The 23,728-nt window shown below is 54.8% G+C and carries 26 protein-coding genes; 20 read left to right on the top strand and 6 right to left on the bottom strand.

Annotation, left to right across the window (positions count from 1 at the left end):
- The first annotated feature begins 182 nt into the window (after positions 1–182).
- Positions 183–668, top strand: coding sequence for a phosphohistidine phosphatase SixA (gene sixA, locus F384_RS12480; protein WP_046483134.1), 486 nt, complete (start codon positions 183–185; stop codon positions 666–668).
- 53 nt (positions 669–721) lie between these two features.
- Here the strand turns inward: sixA and smrB are convergent, their stop codons facing one another.
- A complete protein-coding gene (smrB, locus tag F384_RS12475; RefSeq protein ID WP_046483131.1) occupies positions 722–1,273 on the bottom strand; it encodes an endonuclease SmrB in 552 nt (183 codons plus the stop codon).
- A 169-nt stretch (positions 1,274–1,442) separates the two neighbouring features.
- Between smrB and prmB the strand changes: the two genes are divergently transcribed.
- From prmB to F384_RS12445, 6 genes are read left to right on the top strand one after another with little or no spacing between them, the layout of a single operon-like run.
- A complete protein-coding gene (prmB, locus tag F384_RS12470; protein WP_046483130.1) occupies positions 1,443–2,375 on the top strand; it encodes a 50S ribosomal protein L3 N(5)-glutamine methyltransferase in 933 nt (310 codons plus the stop codon).
- Between the two features lie 26 nt (positions 2,376–2,401).
- On the top strand, positions 2,402–3,487 hold the full coding sequence (gene aroC / locus F384_RS12465; protein ID WP_046483127.1) for a chorismate synthase: 1,086 nt from the start codon (positions 2,402–2,404) through the stop codon (positions 3,485–3,487).
- Positions 3,488–3,490: 3 nt separating this feature from the next.
- Complete coding sequence (mepA, locus tag F384_RS12460) at positions 3,491–4,315, top strand: penicillin-insensitive murein endopeptidase (protein ID WP_046483124.1); 825 nt, start codon at positions 3,491–3,493, stop codon at positions 4,313–4,315.
- Complete coding sequence (locus F384_RS12455; protein WP_046483121.1) at positions 4,315–5,124, top strand: sulfite exporter TauE/SafE family protein; 810 nt, start codon at positions 4,315–4,317, stop codon at positions 5,122–5,124. Before mepA ends, F384_RS12455 begins: the two co-directional genes overlap by 1 nt.
- Entirely contained in the window at positions 5,124–5,672 is a 549-nt protein-coding gene (locus F384_RS12450) for an elongation factor P hydroxylase (protein WP_046483119.1), read from the top strand. Before F384_RS12455 ends, F384_RS12450 begins: the two co-directional genes overlap by 1 nt.
- A gap of 31 nt (positions 5,673–5,703) precedes the next feature.
- The gene (locus F384_RS12445; protein ID WP_046483117.1) at positions 5,704–5,979 is read left to right on the top strand and encodes a YfcL family protein; all 276 of its coding nucleotides are present in this window, start codon (positions 5,704–5,706) and stop codon (positions 5,977–5,979) included.
- Between the two features lie 49 nt (positions 5,980–6,028).
- On the opposite strand, the gene mnmC is transcribed toward F384_RS12445, so the two are convergent.
- A complete protein-coding gene (gene mnmC / locus F384_RS12440; protein ID WP_046483114.1) occupies positions 6,029–8,041 on the bottom strand; it encodes a bifunctional tRNA (5-methylaminomethyl-2-thiouridine)(34)-methyltransferase MnmD/FAD-dependent 5-carboxymethylaminomethyl-2-thiouridine(34) oxidoreductase MnmC in 2,013 nt (670 codons plus the stop codon).
- A 157-nt stretch (positions 8,042–8,198) separates the two neighbouring features.
- Between mnmC and fabB the strand changes: the two genes are divergently transcribed.
- On the top strand, positions 8,199–9,416 hold the full coding sequence (gene fabB, locus F384_RS12435) for a beta-ketoacyl-ACP synthase I (RefSeq protein WP_046483112.1): 1,218 nt from the start codon (positions 8,199–8,201) through the stop codon (positions 9,414–9,416).
- Positions 9,417–9,456: 40 nt separating this feature from the next.
- Here fabB and F384_RS12430 read toward each other — a convergent pair whose 3' ends face one another.
- The 3 genes from F384_RS12430 to F384_RS12425 all read right to left on the bottom strand — a co-directional run bounded on the left by F384_RS12430 (position 9,457) and on the right by F384_RS12425 (position 10,769).
- Positions 9,457–9,990, bottom strand: a complete 534-nt coding sequence (locus F384_RS12430) for a YbjP/YqhG family protein (RefSeq protein WP_046483109.1) — start codon at positions 9,988–9,990, stop codon at positions 9,457–9,459.
- The gene (locus tag F384_RS28860) at positions 9,990–10,358 is read right to left on the bottom strand and encodes a hypothetical protein (RefSeq protein WP_052746921.1); all 369 of its coding nucleotides are present in this window, start codon (positions 10,356–10,358) and stop codon (positions 9,990–9,992) included. The genes F384_RS12430 and F384_RS28860 overlap by 1 nt, the downstream gene beginning before the upstream one ends.
- Positions 10,359–10,520: 162 nt before the next feature.
- Positions 10,521–10,769, bottom strand: a complete 249-nt coding sequence (locus F384_RS12425) for a helix-turn-helix domain-containing protein (RefSeq protein ID WP_046483106.1) — start codon at positions 10,767–10,769, stop codon at positions 10,521–10,523.
- Between the two features lie 170 nt (positions 10,770–10,939).
- Here F384_RS12425 and F384_RS12420 point away from each other — a divergent pair, with 170 nt between their 5' ends.
- Both F384_RS12420 and F384_RS12415 read left to right on the top strand, forming a co-directional pair.
- A complete protein-coding gene (locus tag F384_RS12420) occupies positions 10,940–11,314 on the top strand; it encodes a DNA-binding protein (protein WP_046498092.1) in 375 nt (124 codons plus the stop codon).
- A 175-nt stretch (positions 11,315–11,489) separates the two neighbouring features.
- Entirely contained in the window at positions 11,490–12,668 is a 1,179-nt protein-coding gene (locus tag F384_RS12415) for an MFS transporter (protein ID WP_046483104.1), read from the top strand.
- On the opposite strand, the gene flk is transcribed toward F384_RS12415, so the two are convergent.
- The gene (flk, locus tag F384_RS12410; RefSeq protein ID WP_046498090.1) at positions 12,665–13,666 is read right to left on the bottom strand and encodes a flagella biosynthesis regulator Flk; all 1,002 of its coding nucleotides are present in this window, start codon (positions 13,664–13,666) and stop codon (positions 12,665–12,667) included. The genes F384_RS12415 and flk overlap by 4 nt on opposite strands.
- Before the next feature lie 103 nt (positions 13,667–13,769).
- Here flk and pdxB point away from each other — a divergent pair, with 103 nt between their 5' ends.
- The 10 genes from pdxB to F384_RS12360 all read left to right on the top strand — a co-directional run bounded on the left by pdxB (position 13,770) and on the right by F384_RS12360 (position 23,472).
- Entirely contained in the window at positions 13,770–14,906 is a 1,137-nt protein-coding gene (gene pdxB / locus F384_RS12405) for a 4-phosphoerythronate dehydrogenase PdxB (protein ID WP_046483101.1), read from the top strand.
- Positions 14,907–14,972: 66 nt separating this feature from the next.
- Positions 14,973–15,986 carry an aspartate-semialdehyde dehydrogenase gene (locus F384_RS12400; protein ID WP_046483098.1) on the top strand — a complete coding sequence of 338 codons (1,014 nt, stop codon included), beginning with the start codon at positions 14,973–14,975 and terminating at the stop codon, positions 15,984–15,986.
- A complete protein-coding gene (truA, locus tag F384_RS12395) occupies positions 15,986–16,798 on the top strand; it encodes a tRNA pseudouridine(38-40) synthase TruA (protein ID WP_046483095.1) in 813 nt (270 codons plus the stop codon). The genes F384_RS12400 and truA overlap by 1 nt, the downstream gene beginning before the upstream one ends.
- 24 nt (positions 16,799–16,822) lie before the next feature.
- Positions 16,823–17,482: a DedA family protein gene (locus tag F384_RS12390; RefSeq protein WP_046483093.1), complete on the top strand. Its 660-nt coding sequence runs from the start codon at positions 16,823–16,825 to the stop codon at positions 17,480–17,482.
- A gap of 153 nt (positions 17,483–17,635) precedes the next feature.
- Positions 17,636–18,550 (top strand): acetyl-CoA carboxylase, carboxyltransferase subunit beta, encoded by a 915-nt coding sequence (gene accD, locus F384_RS12385; RefSeq protein ID WP_042317761.1) that lies wholly within the window; start codon positions 17,636–17,638, stop codon positions 18,548–18,550.
- Positions 18,551–18,619: 69 nt separating this feature from the next.
- The gene (gene folC / locus F384_RS12380; protein ID WP_046483090.1) at positions 18,620–19,888 is read left to right on the top strand and encodes a bifunctional tetrahydrofolate synthase/dihydrofolate synthase; all 1,269 of its coding nucleotides are present in this window, start codon (positions 18,620–18,622) and stop codon (positions 19,886–19,888) included.
- Entirely contained in the window at positions 19,878–20,567 is a 690-nt protein-coding gene (dedD, locus tag F384_RS12375; protein WP_046483087.1) for a cell division protein DedD, read from the top strand. The genes folC and dedD overlap by 11 nt, the downstream gene beginning before the upstream one ends.
- 199 nt (positions 20,568–20,766) lie before the next feature.
- Complete coding sequence (cvpA, locus tag F384_RS12370; protein ID WP_046483084.1) at positions 20,767–21,255, top strand: colicin V production protein; 489 nt, start codon at positions 20,767–20,769, stop codon at positions 21,253–21,255.
- 34 nt (positions 21,256–21,289) lie between these two features.
- Positions 21,290–22,807, top strand: a complete 1,518-nt coding sequence (gene purF, locus F384_RS12365; RefSeq protein WP_046483081.1) for an amidophosphoribosyltransferase — start codon at positions 21,290–21,292, stop codon at positions 22,805–22,807.
- A 95-nt stretch (positions 22,808–22,902) separates the two neighbouring features.
- Positions 22,903–23,472, top strand: a complete 570-nt coding sequence (locus F384_RS12360; RefSeq protein ID WP_046483079.1) for a UbiX family flavin prenyltransferase — start codon at positions 22,903–22,905, stop codon at positions 23,470–23,472.
- Positions 23,473–23,728 lie beyond the last annotated feature (256 nt).

The raw sequence follows: 23,728 nt of genomic DNA, 5'->3' as shown, positions 1-23,728 counted from the left end.
TACTGAATGGTTGTGGTTTGGTTAAATTGTAAACACAGATTGACTATACTTACGCCATTGAGGTAAAACACAGCGTTTCATTCAGTGAACGGATAAGGCACAATGCCGGCCACTGCATTACAGCAACCCTGAGAGGTTTTAGCTGGGGTGCGTGTGATTCTGGTTAACAAAAGCGGTGCAATATGCAAGTTTTTATCATGCGTCACGGCGACGCGGCCCTCGATGCCGCCAGTGATTCGGTTCGTCCCTTAACCACCTGTGGTTGTGATGAATCCCGCCTTATGGCGAACTGGCTGAAAGGTCAAAAAGTGGATATCGAACGTGTTCTGGTGAGCCCGTTCCTGCGAGCCGAACAAACGTTGGATGTGGTAGGGGGATGCATGAACCTGCCAGGCGACGTGGATGTTTTGCCGGAGTTGACTCCCTGCGGCGATGTCGGTCTGGTCAGCGCTTATTTACAAGTTCTGGCCAATGAAGGTGTCGCCACCGCACTGGTGATTTCCCACCTCCCGTTAGTGGGTTACCTGGTGTCCGAGCTGTGCCCTGGCGAAACGCCGCCGATGTTTACCACCTCAGCGATTGCCAGTGTAACGCTGGATGACAGCGGAAAAGGGGTGTTCAACTGGCAGATGAGTCCGTGTAACCTCAAAATGGCGAAAGCGATTTAACCTGTCGTTTTACCTTCAAAGAGCCGCTGATGCGGCTCTTGTTGTTTTTGCGCTCAGGGCAGTTCCGGCGGAGCCCACTCTTCCACCTCTATCAACACCAGCAGCGCGGCGTCGCCGCCGTACTCTTTCGGTGCCTGATGGAAAGCCATGACATGCGGATGCTGCGCCAGCCACAGCGGCGTCTGTTGCTTCAGCACATGTTTGCCGTGCCCGTGCATCACACAGGCGCAAAACACATGCTCCCGTCGGCAGGCGGCAATCAGCGCGCCCAGTTCCTGTTTTGCCTGAAGCTGCGTCAGACCGTGTAAATCGAGAAACAATTCCGGGGAGTAATCGCCGCGGCGCATTTTCTTCAGCTCGAAATGGCTGACGTCAGGACGGACATATTTCACCGGGCCTTCCGTATTCAGCAGCGGCTGAAATTCATCAGAGAAATAGTGGCTGGCATCGGCCTGCTCTGAAAGCAGTCGCTTAACCGGAACTTCGGTGACTTTTTTACGCAGCGGGCGATGAACAATGGTGTCCTGTTTAATCTGGCGGGTGCCGGTCATCAGTTGCCGGAACAGCGCCTGGTCCTCCTCGCTGAGCGATGTTTTCTTTTTCATTCTGCGGTCTCATCTTTTTTTATTATCCGTTAGTTTACCCGACTCGATGCGGATGCGAATGCTCAAAACGCAATTTTCACCCGGCTACCCCTGCGTGATTGCTGATTTATCGCCGTCTTCATGGCAAACTAGCCGCCGAAATTAATGCGAGCATGCCCTGGAGGAACAGATGGATAAAATTTTCGTTGATGAAGCAGTGAGTGATCTGCATACCATTCAGGACATGTTGCGCTGGGCGGTCAGCCGTTTTAGTGCGGCGAATATCTGGTACGGTCACGGGACCGATAACCCGTGGGATGAAGCCGTACAGCTGGTGCTGCCCTCGCTGTACCTGCCGCTGGATATTCCCGAAGACATGCGTACCGCGCGCCTGACCTCCAGCGAACGCCACCGTATTGTTGAGCGCGTGATCCGTCGCGTGAATGAACGTATCCCGGTGGCCTATCTGACCAATAAAGCCTGGTTCTGCGGCCATGAGTTCTATGTTGACGAACGCGTGCTGGTGCCGCGCTCTCCAATTGGCGAGCTGATCAACAACCGCTTTGCGGGGCTGATTTCACAGCAACCTCACCTCATACTGGATATGTGCACCGGCAGCGGCTGTATCGCGATTGCCTGCGCCTACGCCTTCCCGGAAGCGGAAGTCGATGCGGTAGATATCTCGGCGGACGCGCTGGCCGTGACCGAACGTAACATTGAAGAGCACGGTCTAATCCATCACGTCACGCCCATTCGCTCCGATCTGTTCCGTGACCTGCCAAAAGTGCAGTACGACCTGATCGTGACCAACCCGCCGTACGTTGACGCGGAAGATATGTCCGATCTGCCTAACGAATATCGTCACGAGCCGGAACTGGGGCTAGCGTCCGGCACTGACGGCCTGAAACTTACCCGTCGTATTCTGGGCAACGCGCCGGATTACCTGTCTGATGACGGTATTCTGATTTGTGAAGTCGGTAACAGCATGGTACATCTGATGGAACAATATCCGGATGTCCCGTTCACCTGGCTGGAATTTGACAATGGCGGCGATGGCGTCTTTATGCTGACCAAAGCCGAGTTGATTGCTGCCCGCGAGCACTTCAGCCTCTATAAAGATTAAACCACAACGACAACAACGAGACCGCAATGGCAGGAAATACAATTGGACAACTCTTTCGTGTAACCACCTTCGGCGAATCGCACGGGCTGGCGCTCGGTTGTATCGTCGACGGTGTGCCGCCGGGCATTCCGCTGACGGAAGCTGACCTGCAACACGATCTCGACAGACGTCGCCCTGGCACGTCGCGTTACACGACGCAGCGTCGCGAACCGGATCAGGTCAAAATCCTTTCCGGCGTGTTTGAAGGCGTCACAACAGGCACCAGCATTGGTCTGTTGATTGAAAACACCGACCAGCGTTCGCAGGACTACAGCGCCATCAAGGACGTGTTTCGTCCCGGACACGCGGATTACACCTACGAGCAGAAATATGGCCTGCGCGATTATCGCGGCGGCGGACGTTCCTCTGCGCGAGAAACCGCGATGCGCGTGGCGGCAGGGGCGATTGCAAAAAAATATCTCACCGAAAAGTTTGGCATCGTTATTCAGGGCTGTCTGACCCAGATGGGCGACATTCCGCTGGCAGTCAAAGACTGGTCGCAGGTAGAGCTTAACCCTTTCTTCTGTCCGGACCCGGATAAGATTGAGGCGCTTGATGAACTGATGCGTGCACTGAAAAAAGAGGGCGATTCCATCGGCGCGAAGGTGACCGTGGTCGCCAGCGGCGTCCCGGCGGGGCTGGGCGAACCGGTCTTTGATCGTCTCGATGCCGACATCGCCCACGCGCTGATGAGCATCAACGCGGTGAAAGGCGTCGAAATTGGCGACGGATTTGATGTCGTGGCGCTGCGCGGCAGTCAGAACCGTGACGAAATCACCAAAGAGGGGTTCCAGAGCAATCACGCTGGCGGTATTCTGGGCGGGATCAGCAGCGGTCAGCAGATCGTGGCCCATATGGCGCTGAAACCGACGTCCAGTATTACCGTTCCGGGGCGCACCATTAATCGCTTTGGCGAAGAGGTGGAGATGATCACCAAAGGTCGTCACGATCCGTGCGTGGGGATCCGCGCCGTACCGATCGCAGAAGCAATGCTGGCGATCGTGCTGATGGATCACCTGTTACGTCAACGGGCGCAAAATGCGGATGTCAAAACGGATATTCCACGCTGGTAAGAAATGAAAAAAACCGCGATAGCACTGCTGGCCCTGCTTGCCAGCACGGCCAGCCTGGCGGCGACGCCGTGGCAGAAAATTACCCAGCCCGTGCCGGGCAGCGCGCAGTCAATTGGTGGTTTCTCGAACGGCTGCATTGTGGGGGCAGACACGCTTCCCGTGCAGTCCGAGCACTATCAGGTGATGCGTACCGATCAGCGCCGCTATTTCGGCCATCCCGATCTGGTGATGTTTATTCAGCGCCTCAGTACACAGGTGAACAATCTTGGACTGGGAACGGTGCTGATTGGCGACATGGGAATGCCCGCCGGTGGCCGATTTACTAGCGGACATGCCAGCCATCAGACCGGTCTGGATGTGGACATTTTCTTGCAACTGCCAAAAACACGCTGGACTCAGGCGCAGTTGCTGCGTCCCCAGGCGCTGGATTTGGTCGCTGGTGACGGTAAACATGTGGTGCCGACCTTGTGGAAACCGGAAATCTCCAGCCTGATTAAGCTGGCGGCGGAAGATAACGACGTCACCCGTATTTTTGTAAATCCTGCCATAAAACAACAACTTTGTCTGGATGCCGGTACCGATCGCGACTGGTTACGTAAAGTGCGACCGTGGTTCCAGCATCGTGCGCATATGCATGTACGATTACGCTGTCCTGCCGGCAGCCTTGAGTGCGAAGATCAACCTTTGCCTCCTCCGGGCGATGGCTGTGGCGCGGAGTTACAAAGTTGGTTTGAAACACCAAAACCTGGAACAACAAAGCCTGAGAAGAAGACACCGCCTCCGTTGCCGCCTTCCTGCCAGGCGCTACTGGATGAGCATGTACTTTAATGGATAATTTTGCAGACCTGTTTATGGTCTCACCGCTATTGTTGATGGTGTTGTTTTTCGTGGCAATGTTGGCTGGATTTATCGACTCACTGGCGGGGGGCGGGGGTCTGTTGACCATCCCTGCGCTGATGGCGGCAGGGATGTCTCCCGCGCAGGCGCTGGCGACCAACAAGTTGCAGGCTTGCGGCGGTTCGATTTCTGCGTCTATTTACTTTATTCGCCGTAAGGTGGTCAACCTCGCCGAGCAGAAGCTCAATATCGCAATGACGTTTATTGGCTCGATGAGCGGCGCACTGCTGGTGCAACATGTGCAGTCAGACGTGTTACGTCAGATCCTGCCTGTTCTGGTTATCTGCATTGGCCTCTACTTTTTGCTGATGCCGAAAGTGGGTGAGGAAGACCGGCAGCGTCGTCTGTACGGTTTGCCATTTGCCCTGATCGCCGGGGGCTGCGTGGGCTTTTACGATGGCTTCTTTGGCCCGGCGGCAGGCTCATTTTACGCGTTGTCATTTGTCATGCTGTGCGGCTATAACCTCGCGAAATCGACGGCCCACGCCAAGGTGCTGAATGCCACCTCCAATATTGGCGGCCTGCTGCTGTTTATTATCGGCGGGAAAGTGATTTGGGCCACCGGCTTTGTCATGCTGATCGGACAATTTCTCGGGGCGCGGATGGGCTCCCGACTGGTACTGAGCAAAGGACAAAAGCTGATTCGGCCGATGATCGTCATCGTCTCGGCTGTGATGAGCATCAAACTTATTTATGATAACCATGGACAGGAGATTCTCCACTGGCTGGGGATGAATTAATGAACAGTACGCACCGCTACGAACAGTTGATTGACATTTTTAACGGCTGCTTTGCCGATGATTTTAATACCCGTCTGATTAAAGGCGACGACGAACCGATCTATCTTCCTGCTGATGCAGAGATCCCGTATCACCGGATTGTCTTTGCGCACGGCTTTTACGCCAGCGCATTGCATGAGATTTCGCACTGGTGCATTGCCGGAAAGGCGCGCCGCGAACGGGTGGATTTCGGCTACTGGTATTGTCCGGACGGTCGCGATGCGGCGACGCAGGGGCAGTTTGAAGATGTGGAAGTGAAGCCCCAGGCGTTTGACTGGTTGTTCTGCGTGGCGGCGGGGTATCCGTTTAACGTCAGTTGCGACAACCTGGAAGGCGATTTTGAACCGGACCGCGTGGTGTTCCAGCGTCGGGTTCATGCGCAGGTGATGACGTATCTGGAGAGCGGCATTCCCGAACGTCCGGCGCGCTTCATTAAGGCATTACAGAATTATTATCACACGCCTGAACTTACGGCGGAACAGTTCCCGTGGCCAGAAGCGCTCAACTAAAGCCAGCGCCACGTTACAATGAGGAAAGAAGATGATCGCGGAGTTTGAATCACGCATTCTGGCATTAATCGATGACATGGTAGAGCATGCAAGCGATGATGAGCTGTTTGCCAGTGGATATTTGCGTGGCCACCTGACGTTAGCCGTTGCAGAACTGGAAGGTACAGATGACCATTCTGCTCAGGCCGTCTATGCCAACGTCACCCGCAGCCTGGAAAACGCGATCGGTGCCGGTGAGTTGTCGCCGCGCGATCAGGCGTTAGTGAAAGAGATGTGGGACACGCTGTTCCAGAAAGCAACGCAATAATCACGATACCGCCATCCGGCCTGGTTACCTTGCCGGATGGCGCGTTTGTTTATCCCATCGGTGTTTTAACCGCTTTCCCTTTCAACAATTTCCGCACCCATAAACGATTTGGATTTAATGCTGCCAGCGTGGCGGCATCCATCGGCACCGGTTCATCACTCATCTGTGAGGCCAGAATTTCTGCGCACAGGGGCGCGGAGCACAGCCCGCGGGAACCCAGCGCACCCAGCATAAACAAATCATCATACACCGGCGCACTCGCCGCGCCTGCTTTGTTGTCGGCTAAATCAGCGTACTGTACCAGCGTGGCGGCATAGTCCGGAACGCTTCCCACCATCGGCAAATGATCGCGAGTGGCGCAGCGTACGCCGCAGCGCGCCGCGTTGTCGCTGACATCGACCTCTTTTGCCCATTCCGCCGCCGGGAAGCAGTCAATCAGGCGCTGTCGATTCTGCTGCTGATCGTCTTCCCGATACTGCGTCTCTTCACTGCCGCGATGGTAGCTGGCACCGATACAGTGCTGCTGATTAGCCGGGTTCTGCGGCGTGAGATAGCCGTCATAGCACAGCACCTGACGGATCCCACAAAGCGCTGGCGTCGTCGGAATATGGCTGACCTGACCGGCAACAGGGTAGACGGGTAACGGTTGTGTCTGCGTGAAATGGTTAATCTGATGACCGTTGGCCAGTACCACCACCGCATGGTCAGCGCGATAACCGTTCGTAAAGTGCAAATCCCAGCCGGATGCAGACTGGTTAAGTGTCGCCAGCGAATGCTGATAGTGACAGCGTAATCCCTGTTTTTCGGCAAGCAGAAGTACGGCTGCGGTTAATTGCGCCGGGCACAGCCAGCCGCCCAGAGGGTACGTCACGCCGCCACAGCCGGTTTCGACACCGGTAAGGTGTCGCGCCTGTAGGGCATCAACGGCGTTTGCCAGCGCTGAGGGTAAGTCCAGCAACAGCATCTGCGCGATTTTCTGCTGACTCTTGTCGTCCCAGCCCAGTTGCGTGACGCCACACCAGTCGTGATCGAACCGGACAGGCAGGGCGTCATAGAGACGACGGGCGAACGTAAATGCAGCGGGGAAAAAGAGGTTTATTGCCGCGTCGTGTTTGCTGAGAAGAGGATAGAGCGCCCCCTGACGGTTGCCGGACGCGCCCTGGGCGGGTTTATCATCCGCGCAATAGAGCGTGACCTGCCAGCCGCGGCGCAACAGCGCCAGCGAAAGCAGCGCGCTGGCAATCCCGCCGCCAATCAGAGCGACCTCGCGTTTTTCACTGCCCTGACGGGAAAACCACGGCATTGATGCCGGCAGCGCGGGAGCGTGTTCCATCACGCCGCGCAGCATCTCGCGCTTGCGACCAAAGCCTTTGCATTTCTGCATGGTAAAACCGGCATCCTGTAAACCGCGACGAACAAATCCGGCAGATGTAAAGGTCGCCAGCGTACCGCCCGGTCGAGCCAGTCTCGCCATCGCGTTAAACAGCGTTGGCGTCCACATGTCCGGGTTTTTGGCCGGGGCGAAACCATCAAGAAACCAGGCGTCGACTTTTTGATTCAGGCTGTCATCGAGTTGATCGGTGAGTTCATTGATATCGCCAAACCAGAGATCGAGCGTGACGCGCCCTTCATCCAGCAGCAGACGGTGACAACCCGCCAGCGGCAACGGCCACTGGGCCTGAAGTTTCCCGGCAAATTCAGCGAGCTCCGGCCAGCGCTGATGTGCCGCAGTAAGATCGTCACGGGTCAGCGGAAATTTTTCAAAACTGATGAAATGTAATCTTTGTAGCGTAGCCTCGGGCTGAGTGGCGCGAAATGCAGCAAACGCCTGCCAGAGCGTGAGAAAGTTCAGGCCGGTGCCGAAACCACTCTCCGCCACCACAAACAGCGGGCGAGAATGTTGTGCAAAGCGTTCGGTGATTCGGTTGCCGCCGAGGAAAACATAGCGCGTCTCTTCCAGACCGTTGTCGTTGGAAAAGTAGACGTCGTCAAAATCTCGGGAAACAGGTGTACCCTCAGCGTTGAATTCGAGGTTGGCGGGTTGTATAGCGTATTGTTTCACGTAAGTTACTCGTCTGACAGGCAGTGTCACGATCTTAGCGATGTGTGCCAGGCGGCGCAAATTTCAGTACAAATTGGCTGATCGGACTTGTTCGGCGTACAAGTGTACGCTATTGTGCCAATCGAAACTTACTATAGTGCGATTACAGAGGTATTGAATGAAACGTGCAGTGATTACTGGCTTGGGCATCGTTTCCAGCATCGGTAATAACCAGCAGGAAGTCCTGGCATCTCTGCGTGAAGGACGTTCAGGGATCACTTTTTCTGACGAGTTTAAAGATGCAGGAATGCGCAGCCACGTATGGGGCAACGTCAAACTGGACACCACTGGTTTGATCGACCGTAAGGTGGTTCGTTTCATGAACGATGCCTCTATTTATGCCTATCTCTCCATGCGTGAAGCGATTGCGGATGCAGGCCTGAGTGAAGAAGCGTATCAGAACAACCCGCGCGTTGGCCTGATTGCCGGTTCTGGTGGCTCTTCCAAAGCGCAGGTATTCGGTGCTGACGCCATGCGTAGCCCGCGCGGCCTGAAGGCGGTTGGCCCGTATGTGGTCACCAAAGCGATGGGCTCCGCGGTTTCCGCCTGCCTTGCAACACCGTTCAAAATTCACGGCGTGAACTACTCCATCAGCTCTGCCTGTGCGACCTCCGCACACTGCATCGGTAATGCGGTTGAGCAGATTCAACTGGGCAAACAGGACATCGTATTTGCTGGCGGCGGCGAAGAGTTGGGCTGGGAAATGGCCTGTGAATTCGACGCGATGGGCGCACTGTCCACCAAATATAACGACCAGCCTGCTAAAGCTTCCCGTACCTATGACGCGCACCGTGACGGTTTTGTTATCGCCGGCGGCGGCGGTATGGTCGTGGTCGAAGAGCTGGAACATGCACTGGCGCGTGGCGCGCATATCTACGCGGAAATCGTGGGATACGGCGCGACGTCTGATGGCGCTGACATGGTTGCACCGTCTGGTGAAGGCGCGGTGCGCTGCATGCAGATGGCGATGCACGGCGTTGATACCCCAATCGACTACCTGAACTCCCACGGGACTTCTACGCCGGTGGGTGATGTGAAAGAACTGGGTGCGATTCGCGAAGTGTTTGGCGATAACAGCCCGGCTATCTCTGCGACCAAAGCGATGACCGGTCACTCTCTGGGTGCCGCAGGCGTACAGGAAGCGATTTACTCTCTGCTGATGCTGGAACACGGCTTTGTCGCACCGAGCATCAACATTGAAGAGATGGACGAGCAGGCTGCCGGTCTGAACATCGTGACCGAAACTCTCGATCGTGAACTGACCACCGTCATGTCCAACAGCTTCGGTTTCGGCGGTACCAACGCCACGCTGGTGATGCGTAAGCTGAAAGCGTAAGACCGTTGTTGACGAAAAAGGGAGCCAAGCGGCTCCCTTTTTACTTTTTAAGCGGTTCGTATTCTGGCGCGATTTCTGCAGACCACGCCCTGGCACGGGCAATAGCACCGGCATCGTAGATCGGATGTTCAAACTGGTGCGTAAGATCGCGTACTCGATAAATTTTCCATTGGCCATCTTCCCGACGGGTGTACACCAGTAAATGGATAAGACGGGTACTGGAATCACCAAGCCATACTTCCACTTTTTCGCCGCCCAGAAAAGCGCTGGCCGTCCCGGTGCGGAATGTAGAGATCCACTCCGGTGCGTAATCCTGCACGTACATAAAGTAGTCCGAATTCACGATCTCCTGCTCATAATAATTGTCAATTTGCTTCAGCCTTTGAATAATCTCAGTTGAAACATATTTTCCATAAACCGGATTGGTGTAATTGATGAGACTCTCATCGTTATCGCTGGTGTATATCGTCATGTACTGAAGGTAGAATTGATTCACCATGTTACGACTACTTGTATCATTGTGAACACTACATCCCGATAATAGTAAAAGAATTAATGGCAGAATAAGTCGCATCAGTTTCTCCTGTATATCGTATATTGTGGTCTTGCTGTCCTGTAACCTGGACCTGCCCACATATCACGCTGCCTGAAATCGGAATACCATTCTTGCCCATCAAAAATAGCCATATGACCGCTGGCATTTCCTCCCGCATAGGGTTGCAAAATGACAACATCACCTGCACGCAAAGATTCATAGGGAGAGACTGGTCTGAAACCCGCGTTAATTAATAGAGAACCATAATCTTTGGCATGCCCTGTGTGTCCTATATCGATGCCTCCGGCATAGATTGCCTTTCGTGTATATTCAGCACATTGCCTGATTGAGTGTGCATGAGCGTGACGTTTTGCATAGTTTGTTGCTGCTCTTATATCCCATGTCATATTATATTCTCCCTGTGTTATTACGTGATCTGTTAATTAATTATCACTGTAGCTATGGGGGGAATAGGTAATATGTGCTATAGGGGAGGAATATAAATAACTCAGATATATTTTATATATCAATGATATTGATTTTTAAAATACGTGAGAACGATTGCACTTTTATTCTTTTGAATGAGGATGCGTTTCTTCATCGTCGGAAATGTAGCGCGATGGCCAAATCACGTCCGGCGTTGTTTCCAGCGCGTTGGCAATAATCCATTCTGCTCGAGGCCAGCTACGGACGAAAACGTTGCGCAGGGAATCTGGTGATAATCCTGCAACACGAGAAAGTTCTCTGAGCGTAATACCCTTTTTTTCAAGTGCACTTTTAATATCTGCACGATGCCAGTCTTGGCTTTTTTCTCTCATTCTGTAATCCTACAAAGATATGTTATCGGCACCGATATTTTTCAGGATGTGATATTACAGTGAAAAAAGAAGGTGATTTTCTTTTGTCGACTGAATATTGCCAGAATCCCCCTGAAATTGCGCGAAAAAAGAAAAATTATTTTTATATTATTGGCGAAAGGAACGAAATGATGTCTAAAGAATGGCTCACGGTACAGGAATGTATTGGTCTACCTGGTTTTCCCGGTAGCGTCCCCGCTGTTCGCAATCGACTCAATAGCCTGAGTGCAGGTAAAGAAGGCATTAAGCGCAAACGCAGTAAATCGAAGGCATGGGAATACCATATTTCGATTCTCCCCGTGTATGTTCGTCCTTACGTTGTGGACAGCGATCCTGAATCAGTGCGGAATGAGGCATCGGCCTGGGAAGCGGAACCGAAAGAAATTTGGGATATGATGTTCAGACTCCTGACGCCAGAACAGCAGCAGCAAGTGACTTATCTGTTTGGTACTAAAGGGATTGGTGCGGTGCTTCCTTCGCTCTTCGACGATAATTCTCTGTATTGAGCACATGCATGGTTTGCGGTTGACAACTTTAGCCACTCACAGGCAGACTTCAGGCCCATCATTATCTTCTGGATAATGCGTAAGCGTTTGACGTTATCCAACGCACCTTAATCCTGACGGTCAGGTGGAGGGGGCGTGGCAATTCCTCGCCTTACTCTGCATTCTGGAGTAACGCATGACAGCAGTAACCCATAAAGAAAAAACATCTGTAGCGAACACATCGCTTTTTCGCATCGCTTTTGCGGTCTTTTTGACCTACATGACGGTCGGCCTGCCGCTACCCGTCATTCCACTTTTTGTCCACCATGAGCTGGGCTATGGCAATACGATGGTCGGTATCGCCGTGGGCATTCAGTTTCTGGCCACCGTCCTGACGCGCGGTTATGCCGGGCGACTTGCCGATCAGTACGGTGCCAAACGTTCTGCGCTTCAGGGGATGTTCGCCTGCGCGCTGGCGGGCGGCGCGTGGCTACTGGCGGCGCTGTTACCCGTTTCTGTGCCGATCAAATTCGCATTATTGATAGTCGGACGTCTGATCCTCGGCTTTGGTGAAAGCCAGTTACTCACCGGCACGCTGACCTGGGGACTTGGCCTGGTGGGGCCCGCACGTTCCGGTAAGGTGATGTCGTGGAACGGGATGGCGATTTACGGTGCGCTGGCAGCAGGCGCACCGCTGGGGCTTCTCATCCATAGCCATTTTGGTTTTGCGGGTCTAGCCGGTACGACAATGGCGTTACCGCTGTTGGCATGGGCGTTTAACGGAACGGTGCGTAAAGTGCCGGCCCATGCGGGTGAGCGTCCTTCGTTGTGGAGTGTGGTGGGGCTTATCTGGAAACCGGGTCTGGGTCTCGCGTTACAAGGCGTAGGATTTGCCGTTATCGGCACCTTTATCTCTCTCTATTTTGCCAGTCACGGCTGGGCGATGGCCGGTTTTACGCTGACCGCGTTTGGCGGGGCCTTTGTCATCATGCGCGTGCTGTTTGGCTGGATGCCGGACCGCTTTGGTGGGGTCAAGGTGGCTATCGCTTCCTTGCTGATAGAGACCGTTGGACTGATACTGCTCTGGCTGGCACCGACGGCGTGGTTTGCGCTGCTCGGTGCGGCACTCACCGGGGCAGGTTGTTCGCTGATCTTCCCGGCGCTCGGCGTTGAGGTGGTCAAACGCGTACCGTCGCAGGTCCGTGGGACAGCGCTGGGAGGCTATGCTGCATTTCAGGATATCTCTTATGCGGTGACCGGTCCGCTGGCGGGGTTGCTTGCCACGTCCTGTGGCTATCGATCCGTGTTTCTTGCCGGTGCGATTTCGGCGGTGCTGGGGATTGTGGTGACGCTGTTGTCGTTTCGCCGGGGCTAGACGACCAGCCAGAAAATCAGTAACGCGACCAGCAGGGCGATAAACAGCAGTCCGGGACGCGCGGTGAACGATCGCAGCGTCTCAATCACCGGCGCAAACGGACTGTAAATCGGCTGAATGTGGCGCGGATCGGTTAATTCCCGATCGCGCTCAACGCGCTTCAGGAAGATCTGATTCAGGAGATCCTGCACCTGGGCGGTAGTGAGCACCGTTTGCGGTTGGATCTGCCAGTTCTGCTGGGCGTAATCTTTCAAACTGACCAGCTCGTCGGCTTCCAGCGGTTGCTTAAGCGCCGCCTGTAGCGATTGCAGAGTGGGAGCATGTTGCAGACTGAGGGTCTGACGCGCCTGCAGCCAGGTCGCCAGATGAGTGAAATGCTTTGCCGGGATCAGCTCACCGCTTTTCACTGCGGAGAGTTCCAGCATCGATTGCCAGATGAGCTTGCCGGACTCCCCCGTGGCGGCGGCCAGTTTGGTCACCAGCTGATTTAACGTATTGTGTTCGGCGGGCATCAGCGGGCGATCGGTTGCCGGGCGCTGTTGCGGCTGCGGGATCGACAACTGCCCCTGCTGTAAAAGCGTCAGTACGTTCTTAAGCTGCTCCGGTTTGAGTTGACTGAGCGCCGTTTGTCCGTACTGCTGGCGAATGAAATCGCTCACCGCCTGGCGATTGTTTCCCTGACTCAGCAATTCCGTCAACTGCGAAAGTACCTGACGGTTGGCATGATTCTGTTGAGCCACGCCAAGACGCTGGCTGAGATTTTGCTCCGCCGCAGGGAAATGGCGCGACAGCAGCGGAGTGTCGCTTTTCACTCCGAGATCGTGCTTCATGCCAGCCCACACTTCCGCACTTTGCTGTTGCGTCAGTGAAATCAGGCGGGTTATCAGTCGTTCCAGTACGGTCCGCTGTTGCGTGGAGAGCGGTTGTTCGCCCGCCGTGGATACCGCAGGTTGCCCTTCACCGGGAGGGTGCGCGGGAGTACCGGAAATGGGTTGCATCATCACTTATCCTTAAAACATCAATCTTAGCAAAGTATGCCTGGCGGCCAGATTATGGCACACTTGCCCGGTTAACTCTCGTTCTCAAACAGGTACGACAGACGTGAAAATTCTCGTTGATGAAAATATGCCTTATGCCCGCGAATTGTTTAGTCGTCTGGGTGAAGTCAAAGCGGTTCCTGGACGCCCCATCCCTGTCGCTGAACTGGATGATGCCGATGCTTTAATGGTGCGCTCTGTCACCAAAGTGAACGCGTCATTGCTGGAGGGGAAAGCCATCAAGTTCGTTGGTACCGCAACTGCCGGCACCGATCATGTGGATGAGGGCTGGCTTAAGCAGGCGGGAATCGGATTTTCAGCGGCTCCCGGCTGTAACGCCATTGCGGTGGTGGAGTATGTTTTTTCCTCGCTGCTGATGCTGGCGGAGCGTGACGGATTCGCATTACGCGATCGTACTGTCGGGATTGTCGGCGTGGGTAACGTCGGAGGGCGCCTGCAGGCTCGGCTGGAAGCGCTGGGGATCCGTACGCTGTTATGCGATCCACCGCGCGCCGATCGCGGGGACGAGGGCGATTTCCGATCGCTTGATGAGCTGGTACAGGAAGCCGATGTCCTGACCTTCCACACACCGTTGTTTAAAGAAGGGCCGTACAAAACGCTGCATCTTGTCGATGAAGCGCTGATTAGTCGCCTGAAACCGGGTGCCATTCTGATTAATGCCTGTCGTGGCGCCGTGGTGGATAACACCGCGCTGCTGGCGCGCCTTAACGCCGGGCAGGCGCTGAGCGTGGTTCTGGATGTCTGGGAAGGTGAACCGGATCTGAATGTCGAGCTGTTGAACAAGATCGATATTGGCACGGCGCACATTGCAGGTTACACGCTGGAAGGCAAGGCGCGCGGCACCACGCAGGTCTTTGAAGCCTGGAGCGCATTTATCGGTCGCGAGCAGCATGTCGCGCTGGATACCCTGCTGCCTGCGCCGGAATTTGGTCGCATTACGCTGCATGGCCCGTTGGATCAGCCGACGCTGAAAAGACTGGTGCATTTGGTGTATGATGTGCGCCGCGACGATGCGCCACTGCGCAACGTTGCCGGAATACCGGGTGAATTTGATAAACTGCGCAAAAATTATCTCGAGCGCCGCGAATGGTCCTCACTGTACGTGATGTGCGACGACGCGGATGCGGCGGCGTTACTGTGTAAACTGGGTTTTAACGCGGTTCATCACCCGGCACGTTAATGTCTTCTTAATGCTTCCTGACGAATAATCGGCAGGGAAGCTTATGCTTTTCTGGAGTAAACCACCATGTCTGAAGGCTGGAATATTGCCGTCCTCGGCGCGACGGGCGCCGTCGGCGAAGCGTTGCTTGAAACCCTGGCAGAACGTCAGTTCCCGGTTGGGGAAATTTTTGCGCTGGCACGTAATGAAAGTGCCGGCGAACATCTGCGCTTTGGTGGTAAGTCAGTGATTGTGCAGGATGCGGCTGAATTCGACTGGACGCAGGCACAGCTGGCCTTCTTCGTTGCCGGGGTCGACGCCACGGCAGCCTGGGTGGAAGAGGCGACAAATGCGGGTTGTCTGGTCATTGATACCAGCGGTCTGTTCGCGCTTGAGCCGGACGTCCCGCTGGTGGTGCCAGACGTGAACCCGTTCGTGCTGGCAGACTACCGCAATCGCAACGTGATTGCCGTGCCAAACAGCCTGACCAGCCAGTTGCTGGCTGCGCTGAAGCCGCTTATCGATCAGGGGGGACTCTCTCGCATCACCGTAACCAGCCTGCTTTCTGCGTCTGCGCGCGGTAAGAAAGCCGTCGATGCGCTGGCCGGACAGAGCGCGAAACTGCTGAACGGGATCCCCATCGATGACGATGATTTCTTTGGCCGCCAACTGGCGTTCAACATGTTGCCGCTGTTGCCGGATCGCGAAGGCAGCGTGCGTGAAGAGCGCCGGGTCGTCGATGAAGTGCGCAAAATCATGCAGGATGACGGGTTGATGATCTCGGCAAGCTGCGTACAGTCACCGGTGTTTTACGGTCACGCGCAGATGGTAGCATTTGAAGCGCTGCGTCCATTGGCTGCCGAAGAGGCGCGCGATGCTTTTGCCCATGGTGAAGACATTGTGTTGTCAGAAGAGCGTGATTTTCCGACTCAGGTGGGCGACGCCACAGGCAGCGCGCACCTGTCCGTGGGCTGCGTACGTAACGATTACGGTATGCCGGAGCAGGTTCAGTTCTGGTCCGTGGCGGATAATGTTCGCTTTGGCGGCGCGCTGATGGCGGTGAAAATTGCGGAAAAACTGGTGCAGGAGTACCTGTACTGATGTCTGACCAGCAACACTCGCCGGTGTATAAAATTGCGCTGGGCATCGAGTATGACGGCAGCAAATATTATGGCTGGCAGCGTCAGAATGAAGTCCGCAGTGTGCAGGAAAAGCTGGAAAAAGCGCTCTCACAGGTCGCCAACGAGCCGATTAACGTTTTTTGCGCCGGACGCACCGATGCCGGTGTGCACGGCACCGGGCAGGTTGTGCATTTTGAAACGACCGCGCTGCGCAAAGATGCGGCATGGACATTGGGTGTAAATGCGAATTTACCTGGTGACATTGCGGTGCGATGGGTGAAAGCTGTACCGGAAGAGTTTCACGCGCGTTTCAGCGCCACGGCTCGCCGATATCGTTACATCATCTACAATCATCGGTTACGTCCGGCGGTGTTAGGTAAAGGTGTGACGCATTATTATGAGCCGCTGGACGCCGAATGCATGCATCGTGCGGCGCAGTGTCTGGTTGGCGAGAATGACTTTACGTCGTTTCGCGCCGTCCAGTGCCAGTCGCGTACACCGTGGCGCAACGTAATGCACATTACTGTCTCGCGTCATGGCGCGTATGTGGTGGTCGATATCAAAGCGAATGCCTTTGTACATCATATGGTCAGGAACATTGTTGGCAGCCTGATGGAAGTGGGTGCCCACAACCAGCCGGAGAGCTGGATAGCAGAGTTGTTAGCGGCAAAGGACAGAACGCTCGCAGCGGCAACGGCGAAGGCCGAAGGACTGTATCTGGTTGCGGTAGACTACCCTGACCGGTTTGACCTTCCTAAACCGCCCATGGGCCCGCTCTTTCTGGCGGACTAATTTGAGTCGTATAAAGGCACAACTATGGACCTGATTTACTTCCTTATCGATTTTATCCTGCACATTGATGTGCACCTGGCGGAACTGGTCGCACAGTACGGCGTCTGGGTTTACGCGATTTTGTTCCTGATCCTGTTTTGTGAAACCGGACTGGTGGTGACGCCGTTCCTGCCAGGCGATTCCCTGTTGTTTGTGGCGGGGGCGCTGGCGTCGCTGGGCACGAACGATCTCAACGTGCACCTGATGGTGGTGTTGATGCTGATTGCCGCGATTGTTGGCGATGCGGTGAACTACACTATTGGTCGATTGTTCGGTGAGAAGTTATTCAGTAACCCGAACTCGAAGATTTTCCGCCGCAGCTATCTGGACAAGACGCATCAGTTTTACGAAAAACATGGCGGAAAAACCATCATTCTCGCCCGTTTTGTACCGATCGTCAGAACATTTGCGCCGTTTGTGGCGGGAATGGGACATATGTCGTATCGTCATTTTGCGGCCTATAACGTGATAGGCGCGCTGCTGTGGGTTCTGCTCTTCACCTACGCAGGTTACTTCTTTGGTACCATTCCGATGATTCAGAACAACCTTAAGTTACTGATCGTCGGGATTATTGTGGTGTCTATCCTGCCGGGCGTGGTGGAAATCATCCGTCATAAACGCGCGGCGTCACGTGTAACAAAATAGAAACTAACTCGGCGGTTCGACCACTTTTTTATCCAAAGTTTCGGGCTGTTATGTTTTAATGTGCAACATTCATGGTCTGTCGGGGGCAAAAATGGCATTATGCGCCCCCACGGCAAAACTGGAACACACCAGGTTCAGGCAGAAAGGTCATAAATGAGCTGGATTGAACGAATTAAAAGCAACATTACTCCCACCCGCAAGGCAAGCATTCCTGAAGGGGTGTGGACTAAGTGTGATAGCTGCGGTCAGGTTTTATACCGTGCTGAGCTGGAACGTAATCTTGAGGTCTGTCCGAAGTGTGACCATCACATGCGTATGTCGGCGCGTAACCGCCTGCATAGCCTGTTAGATGAAGGAACGCTGGTGGAGCTGGGTAGCGAACTTGAGCCGAAAGACGTACTGAAGTTCCGTGACTCCAAGAAATACAAAGACCGTCTGGCTTCCGCGCAAAAGGAAACCGGCGAGAAAGATGCGCTGGTGGTGATGAAAGGCACGCTTCACGGCATGCCGGTTGTCGCAGCGGCATTTGAGTTCGCGTTTATGGGCGGCTCGATGGGGTCTGTGGTCGGCGCACGTTTTGTGCGTGCGGTTGAACAGGCGCTGGAAGATAACTGCCCGCTGGTGTGCTTCTCTGCCTCCGGCGGCGCGCGTATGCAGGAAGCGCTGATGTCGCTGATGCAGATGGCGAAAACCTCTGCGGCGCTGGCAAAAATGCAGGAACGCGGTCTGCCGTATATCTCCGTGCTGACTGACCCAACGATGGGCGGTGTCTCTGCAAGCTTCGCGATGCTCGGCGATCTCAACATTGCTGAACCGAAAGCGCTGATAGGCTTCGCGGGTCCACGCGTTATCGAACAAACCGTACGTGAGAAACTGCCGCCGGGATTCCAGCGCAGTGAGTTTCTGATCGAAAAAGGCGCTATCGATATGATCGTCCGCCGTCCGGAGATGCGCCTGAAACTGGCAAGCATTCTGGCGAAGCTGATGAATCTGCCCGCGCCAAATCCGGATACCCCGCGTGAAGGCGTGGTGGTGCCGCCGGTGCCGGATCAGGAACCTGAGGCCTGATAACTGAAAAGGGCAGGGCCACAGGCGCTGCCCTTTTGCTTTTCTCAACGTAACGAATTTACGGGCATCATGAACAACAAACGTATTCCTAAAGCCGCGTCGCCCCTGGCCTCGTGGCTTTCTTATCTGGAAAACCTCCACGCAAAAACGATCGATCTGGGCCTTGAACGCGTAAGCCAGGTGGCTGCGCGGCTGGGCGTGCTGAAGCCTGCGCCGTTTGTCTTCACCGTGGCCGGCACCAATGGCAAAGGCACCACCTGCCGGACGCTGGAATCCGTTTTGACGGCGGCAGGATACAACGTTGGGGTATACAGTTCGCCGCATCTGGTGCGCTACACCGAACGCGTACGCGTGCAGGGCAATGAACTGCCCGAATCGGCCCACACCAAATCCTTTGCGGAGATCGAAGCGGCGCGTGGGGATATTTCGCTGACCTATTTTGAATATGGCACCCTGTCCGCGCTGTGGCTGTTTAAGCAGGCGCAACTGGATGTGGTGATTCTGGAGGTCGGGCTGGGCGGACGACTGGACGCGACGAATATCGTCGATGCCGATGTCGCCGTGGTCACCAGTATTGCGCTGGACCATACCGACTGGCTGGGACCGGATCGTGAAAGTATTGGCCGTGAAAAGGCAGGTATCTTCCGTGCGGATAAACCGGCGATTGTCGGTGAACCGGAAATGCCCTATACCATCGCCGATGTGGCGCTGGAGAAAGGCGCGCGGTTACAGCGCCGTGGCGAAGACTGGCAGTTTACGGTAACGGAAACGGGGTGGTCTTTCAGCGACAGCCACGGCACACTGGTTGACTTACCGCTGCCACAGGTACCGCAACCCAATGCGGCGACCGCGCTGGCGGCACTGCGCGCCAGTGGTCTGAACGTCAGCGAGCAGGCGATCCGCGATGGCATTGCCCAGGCGATTCTACCGGGACGTTTCCAGATTGTGAGCGAGTCGCCGCGTGTGATCCTTGATGTCGCGCATAATCCCCATGCGGCGGAATATCTGACCGGACGGCTGAAAATGTTGCCGAAAAAGGGGCGCGTTCTTGCCGTTATCGGTATGCTACATGATAAGGATATTGCGGGAACGTTGGCCTGGTTGAAAAGCGTGGTCGACGACTGGTATTGTGCTCCGCTGGAAGGCCCCCGAGGCGCGACGGCAGAGCAACTGCTGGAACATCTCGGTAAAGGCAGTGTCTATGACAGTGTCGCGCTGGCATGGCATGCCGCTCTGGCAGACGCGAGACCAGAAGATACCGTACTGGTGTGTGGTTCATTTCACACGGTTGCACATGTCATGGAAGTAATGGACGCGGGGAGAATCGGTGGCGAGTAAGTTTCAGAATCGTTTAGTCGGCACGATTGTGCTGGTCGCGCTGGGCGTGATTGTGCTGCCCGGGCTGCTCGACGGGCAGAAAAAACATTATCAGGATGAATTTGCGGCGATCCCGCTGGTGCCGAAACCAGGCGATCGCGACGAGCCGGATATGATGCCCGCGGCAACGCAGGCATTGCCGACTCAACCGCCTGAAGGGGCGGCGGAAGAGGTGCAGGCAGGCGATGCGGCGGCCCCGTCGCTGGATCCGTCACGCTATGCGTCAGCGAACAATCCTGAGCTTGATGCGACGCCAGCGCCTGTAGAACAACCCAAACCAAAACCGGTTGAGAAACCGAAGCCGCAACCGAAACCACAGCCGGTTGTGGAGGCAACGCCTGCTCCGGTTCCTGCTCCTGCGCCAAAACCAGCGGCGGAAGAGAAACCGGCACCGACGGGTAAAGCTTACGTTGTGCAGTTGGGTGCGCTGAAAAATGCCGATAAGGTCAATGAGATCGTGGGTAAACTTCGTGGCGCAGGTTTCCGGGTATATACTTCACCGTCAACGCCAGTACAGGGTAAAATAACCCGTATTCTCGTGGGGCCGGATGCATCACGCGACAAGCTGAAAGGTTCGCTCGGCGAGTTGCAGCAAATCTCCGGATTAAGCGGAGTGGTGATGGGGTACAGCCCGAACTGAGTCATGGTTTTATCCGCCGGACAGGATGATAAAACCGCGTCCGGCAATGCCCGAAGAGGCAAAAAGTCAGATGGCGTTGAATATTTTTTCAGCGCCATTTTTATTTACGCGCGGGAAGGAAATCCCTACGCAAACGTTTTCTTTTTCTGTTAGAATGCGCCCCGAACAGGACGACAGGGCGTAAAATCGTGGGACACATATGGTCTGGATTGATTACGCCATTATCGCGGTGATTGGTTTTTCCTGTCTGGTTAGCCTGATCCGTGGCTTTGTTCGTGAAGCGTTATCGTTGGTGACATGGGGTTGTGCTTTCTTTGTCGCCAGCCATTACTACACTTACCTGTCTGTCTGGTTTTCGGGCTTTGAAGATGAACTGGTTCGAAACGGGATTGCCATCGCGGTGCTGTTTATCGCGACGCTTATCGTCGGCGCTATTGTGAACTACGTGGTAGGGCAACTGGTCGAGAAAACCGGTCTGTCAGGTACCGACCGGGTTCTGGGAGTCTGTTTCGGGGCTCTGCGTGGCGTGTTGATTGTTGCTGCCATTCTGTTCTTTCTCGACACCTTTACCGGCCTGTCGAAAGGTGAAGACTGGAGTAAGTCACAGCTAATCCCGGAGTTCAGTTTCATCATCAGATGGTTCTTTGACTATCTGCAAAGCTCGTCAAGTTTCTTGCCCAGAGCATAAGCGTTGGGTTGTAGCTTAACGAGGAAAAAGACGTATGTGCGGTATTGTCGGTATCGCCGGTGTTATGCCGGTTAACCAGTCGATTTATGACGCCTTAACAGTGCTCCAGCATCGTGGTCAGGATGCCGCTGGCATTATCACTATCGATGCAAATAACTGCTTCCGCTTGCGTAAGGCAAACGGCCTGGTGAGCGATGTCTTTGAAGCTCGCCACATGCAGCGTATGCAGGGCAACATGGGCATCGGTCATGTGCGTTACCCAACGGCTGGTAGCTCCAGCGCCTCTGAAGCTCAACCTTTCTACGTCAACTCCCCGTATGGCATCACGCTTGCCCACAACGGCAACCTGACCAATGCCCACGAACTGCGTAAAAAGCTGTTTGAAGAGAAGCGCCGCCACATCAATACCACCTCGGATTCTGAGATCCTGCTCAATATCTTCGCCAGCGAACTGGATAACTTCCGTCACTATCCGCTGGAAGCCGACAACATTTTTGCGGCGATTGCTGCGACCAACCGCCAGATCCGCGGTGCGTATGCCTGCGTGGCGATGATTATTGGTCACGGTATGGTTGCCTTCCGCGATCCGAATGGTATCCGTCCGCTGGTGTTGGGTAAACGTGATATCGGCGACGGTCGCACCGAGTATATGGTGGCGTCTGAGAGCGTTGCGCTGGATACGCTGGGCTTTGAGTTTCTGCGTGACGTTGCGTCAGGCGAAGCGGTCTATATCACTGAGAAAGGGCAGTTGTTCACCCGTCAGTGTGCTGAAAACCCGGTCAGCAACCCGTGCCTGTTTGAATATGTTTACTTCGCGCGTCCGGACTCTTTCATCGACAAGATTTCCGTCTACAGCGCCCGTGTGAATATGGGAACCAAACTTGGCGAAAAAATTGCTCGCGAATGGGAAGATCTGGATATCGACGTGGTCATCCCGATTCCGGAAACCTCCTGCGATATCGCGCTGGAAATTGCGCGTATTCTTGGTAAACCGTACCGCCAGGGGTTTGTGAAAAACCGCTATGTTGGTCGTACCTTCATCATGCCGGGACAGCAGCTGCGCCGTAAGTCCGTACGTCGTAAACTGAACGCTAACCGCGCGGAGTTCCGTGATAAAAACGTCCTGCTGGTGGATGACTCCATTGTGCGCGGCACCACCTCAGAACAGATTATTGAGATGGCGCGTGAAGCCGGGGCGAAAAAGGTCTATCTGGCCTCTGCGGCACCGGAGATTCGCTTCCCGAACGTGTACGGTATCGACATGCCTACCGCAAACGAACTGATTGCGCATGGTCGCGAAGTAGATGAGATTCGCCAGATCATCGGCGCAGACGGTCTTATCTTCCAGGATCTTGACGATCTGATCGACGCCGTGCGCGCTGAGAACCCGGATATTCAGCAGTTCGAATGTTCCGTGTTTAACGGCGTCTACGTCACGAAGGATGTGGATCAGCAGTATCTCGATTTCCTCGATTCCCTGCGTAATGACGACGCCAAAGCGGTCCAGTTACAAAACGAAGTCGAAAACCTCGAGATGCATAACGAAGGGTAATCCTGACCTGCCAGGGGGCGGATCCTGCCCCCTGACTTGCAACTCCCCATAAAATCCTGCAAAGTCAGCCCAGAAGTCAGACGGGGCGATATATCATGAAACGACTCATAGTAGGGATCAGCGGTGCCAGCGGCGCCATTTACGGCGTGCGGCTGTTGCAGGTTTTGCGCGATGTACCGGACGTTGAAACGCATCTGATCATGAGTCAGGCCGCCCGCCAGACGCTGTCACTGGAGACCGATTTATCGCTGCGCGATGTCCAGGCGCTCGCCAGCGTGACGCACGATGCGCGCGACATTGCCGCCAGCATTTCATCAGGCTCATTTCCGACGGCCGGCATGGTGATTCTGCCATGCTCAATCAAAACCCTTTCCGGTATTGTGCACAGCTATACCGACGGTCTGTTGACCCGCGCGGCAGACGTGGTGTTGAAAGAGCGCCGTCCGCTTGTATTGTGCGTTCGGGAAACGCCGCTTCATCTGGGGCATCTGCGCTTAATGACTCAGGCGGCGGAAATTGGCGCGGTGATTATGCCGCCGGTTCCGGCGTTTTATCATCGTCCTGTGACGCTGGATGATGTGATAAATCAAACAGTTAATCGCGTTCTCGATCAGTTTGATATCCCTCTGCCGCAGGACCTTTTCACCCGCTGGCAGGGAGCATAATGCTGCGCCGTCAGCGTGCCTTTTTGCATCAGTTGCCCTGTTTCAGGGCAATTTTGTAACCGCGATCATATCCTCAACATTTAATTCGCTAAATCCATTCGAAACGCTGCGGTTCGTCCGGCAGACCTGCTATCTTCAACATCAGGACAATATTGCAACGTTTTATTAACATATTTAACGTCGAATATCCCGAGCGGCGCGAAAATGGCATAAGACCTGCATGAAAAAGCCTGCAAACACACAACACAGCGTAAAA

Source organism: Citrobacter amalonaticus Y19 (assembly GCF_000981805.1).
GTDB lineage: Bacteria > Pseudomonadota > Gammaproteobacteria > Enterobacterales > Enterobacteriaceae > Citrobacter_A > Citrobacter_A amalonaticus_C.
The sequence above is the reverse complement of the archived record's forward strand: the minus strand, read 5'-3'. Positions and strand labels throughout refer to the sequence as shown.

Excerpts from the sequence above, each read along its gene's own strand:
- sixA (WP_046483134.1), top strand. The coding sequence starts at position 183 with ATGCAAGTTTTTATCATGCGTCACGGCGACGCGGCCCTCGATGCCGCC.
- smrB (WP_046483131.1), bottom strand. The coding sequence starts at position 1,273 with ATGAAAAAGAAAACATCGCTCAGCGAGGAGGACCAGGCGCTGTTCCGG.
- prmB (WP_046483130.1), top strand. The coding sequence starts at position 1,443 with ATGGATAAAATTTTCGTTGATGAAGCAGTGAGTGATCTGCATACCATT.
- aroC (WP_046483127.1), top strand. The coding sequence starts at position 2,402 with ATGGCAGGAAATACAATTGGACAACTCTTTCGTGTAACCACCTTCGGC.
- mepA (WP_046483124.1), top strand. The coding sequence starts at position 3,491 with ATGAAAAAAACCGCGATAGCACTGCTGGCCCTGCTTGCCAGCACGGCC.
- F384_RS12455 (WP_046483121.1), top strand. The coding sequence starts at position 4,315 with ATGGATAATTTTGCAGACCTGTTTATGGTCTCACCGCTATTGTTGATG.
- F384_RS12450 (WP_046483119.1), top strand. The coding sequence starts at position 5,124 with ATGAACAGTACGCACCGCTACGAACAGTTGATTGACATTTTTAACGGC.
- F384_RS12445 (WP_046483117.1), top strand. The coding sequence starts at position 5,704 with ATGATCGCGGAGTTTGAATCACGCATTCTGGCATTAATCGATGACATG.
- fabB (WP_046483112.1), top strand. The coding sequence starts at position 8,199 with ATGAAACGTGCAGTGATTACTGGCTTGGGCATCGTTTCCAGCATCGGT.
- F384_RS12430 (WP_046483109.1), bottom strand. The coding sequence starts at position 9,990 with ATGCGACTTATTCTGCCATTAATTCTTTTACTATTATCGGGATGTAGT.
- F384_RS28860 (WP_052746921.1), bottom strand. The coding sequence starts at position 10,358 with ATGACATGGGATATAAGAGCAGCAACAAACTATGCAAAACGTCACGCT.
- F384_RS12425 (WP_046483106.1), bottom strand. The coding sequence starts at position 10,769 with ATGAGAGAAAAAAGCCAAGACTGGCATCGTGCAGATATTAAAAGTGCA.
- F384_RS12420 (WP_046498092.1), top strand. The coding sequence starts at position 10,940 with ATGTCTAAAGAATGGCTCACGGTACAGGAATGTATTGGTCTACCTGGT.
- F384_RS12415 (WP_046483104.1), top strand. The coding sequence starts at position 11,490 with ATGACAGCAGTAACCCATAAAGAAAAAACATCTGTAGCGAACACATCG.
- flk (WP_046498090.1), bottom strand. The coding sequence starts at position 13,666 with ATGCAACCCATTTCCGGTACTCCCGCGCACCCTCCCGGTGAAGGGCAA.
- F384_RS12400 (WP_046483098.1), top strand. The coding sequence starts at position 14,973 with ATGTCTGAAGGCTGGAATATTGCCGTCCTCGGCGCGACGGGCGCCGTC.
- truA (WP_046483095.1), top strand. The coding sequence starts at position 15,986 with ATGTCTGACCAGCAACACTCGCCGGTGTATAAAATTGCGCTGGGCATC.
- F384_RS12390 (WP_046483093.1), top strand. The coding sequence starts at position 16,823 with ATGGACCTGATTTACTTCCTTATCGATTTTATCCTGCACATTGATGTG.
- accD (WP_042317761.1), top strand. The coding sequence starts at position 17,636 with ATGAGCTGGATTGAACGAATTAAAAGCAACATTACTCCCACCCGCAAG.
- folC (WP_046483090.1), top strand. The coding sequence starts at position 18,620 with ATGAACAACAAACGTATTCCTAAAGCCGCGTCGCCCCTGGCCTCGTGG.
- cvpA (WP_046483084.1), top strand. The coding sequence starts at position 20,767 with ATGGTCTGGATTGATTACGCCATTATCGCGGTGATTGGTTTTTCCTGT.
- purF (WP_046483081.1), top strand. The coding sequence starts at position 21,290 with ATGTGCGGTATTGTCGGTATCGCCGGTGTTATGCCGGTTAACCAGTCG.
- F384_RS12360 (WP_046483079.1), top strand. The coding sequence starts at position 22,903 with ATGAAACGACTCATAGTAGGGATCAGCGGTGCCAGCGGCGCCATTTAC.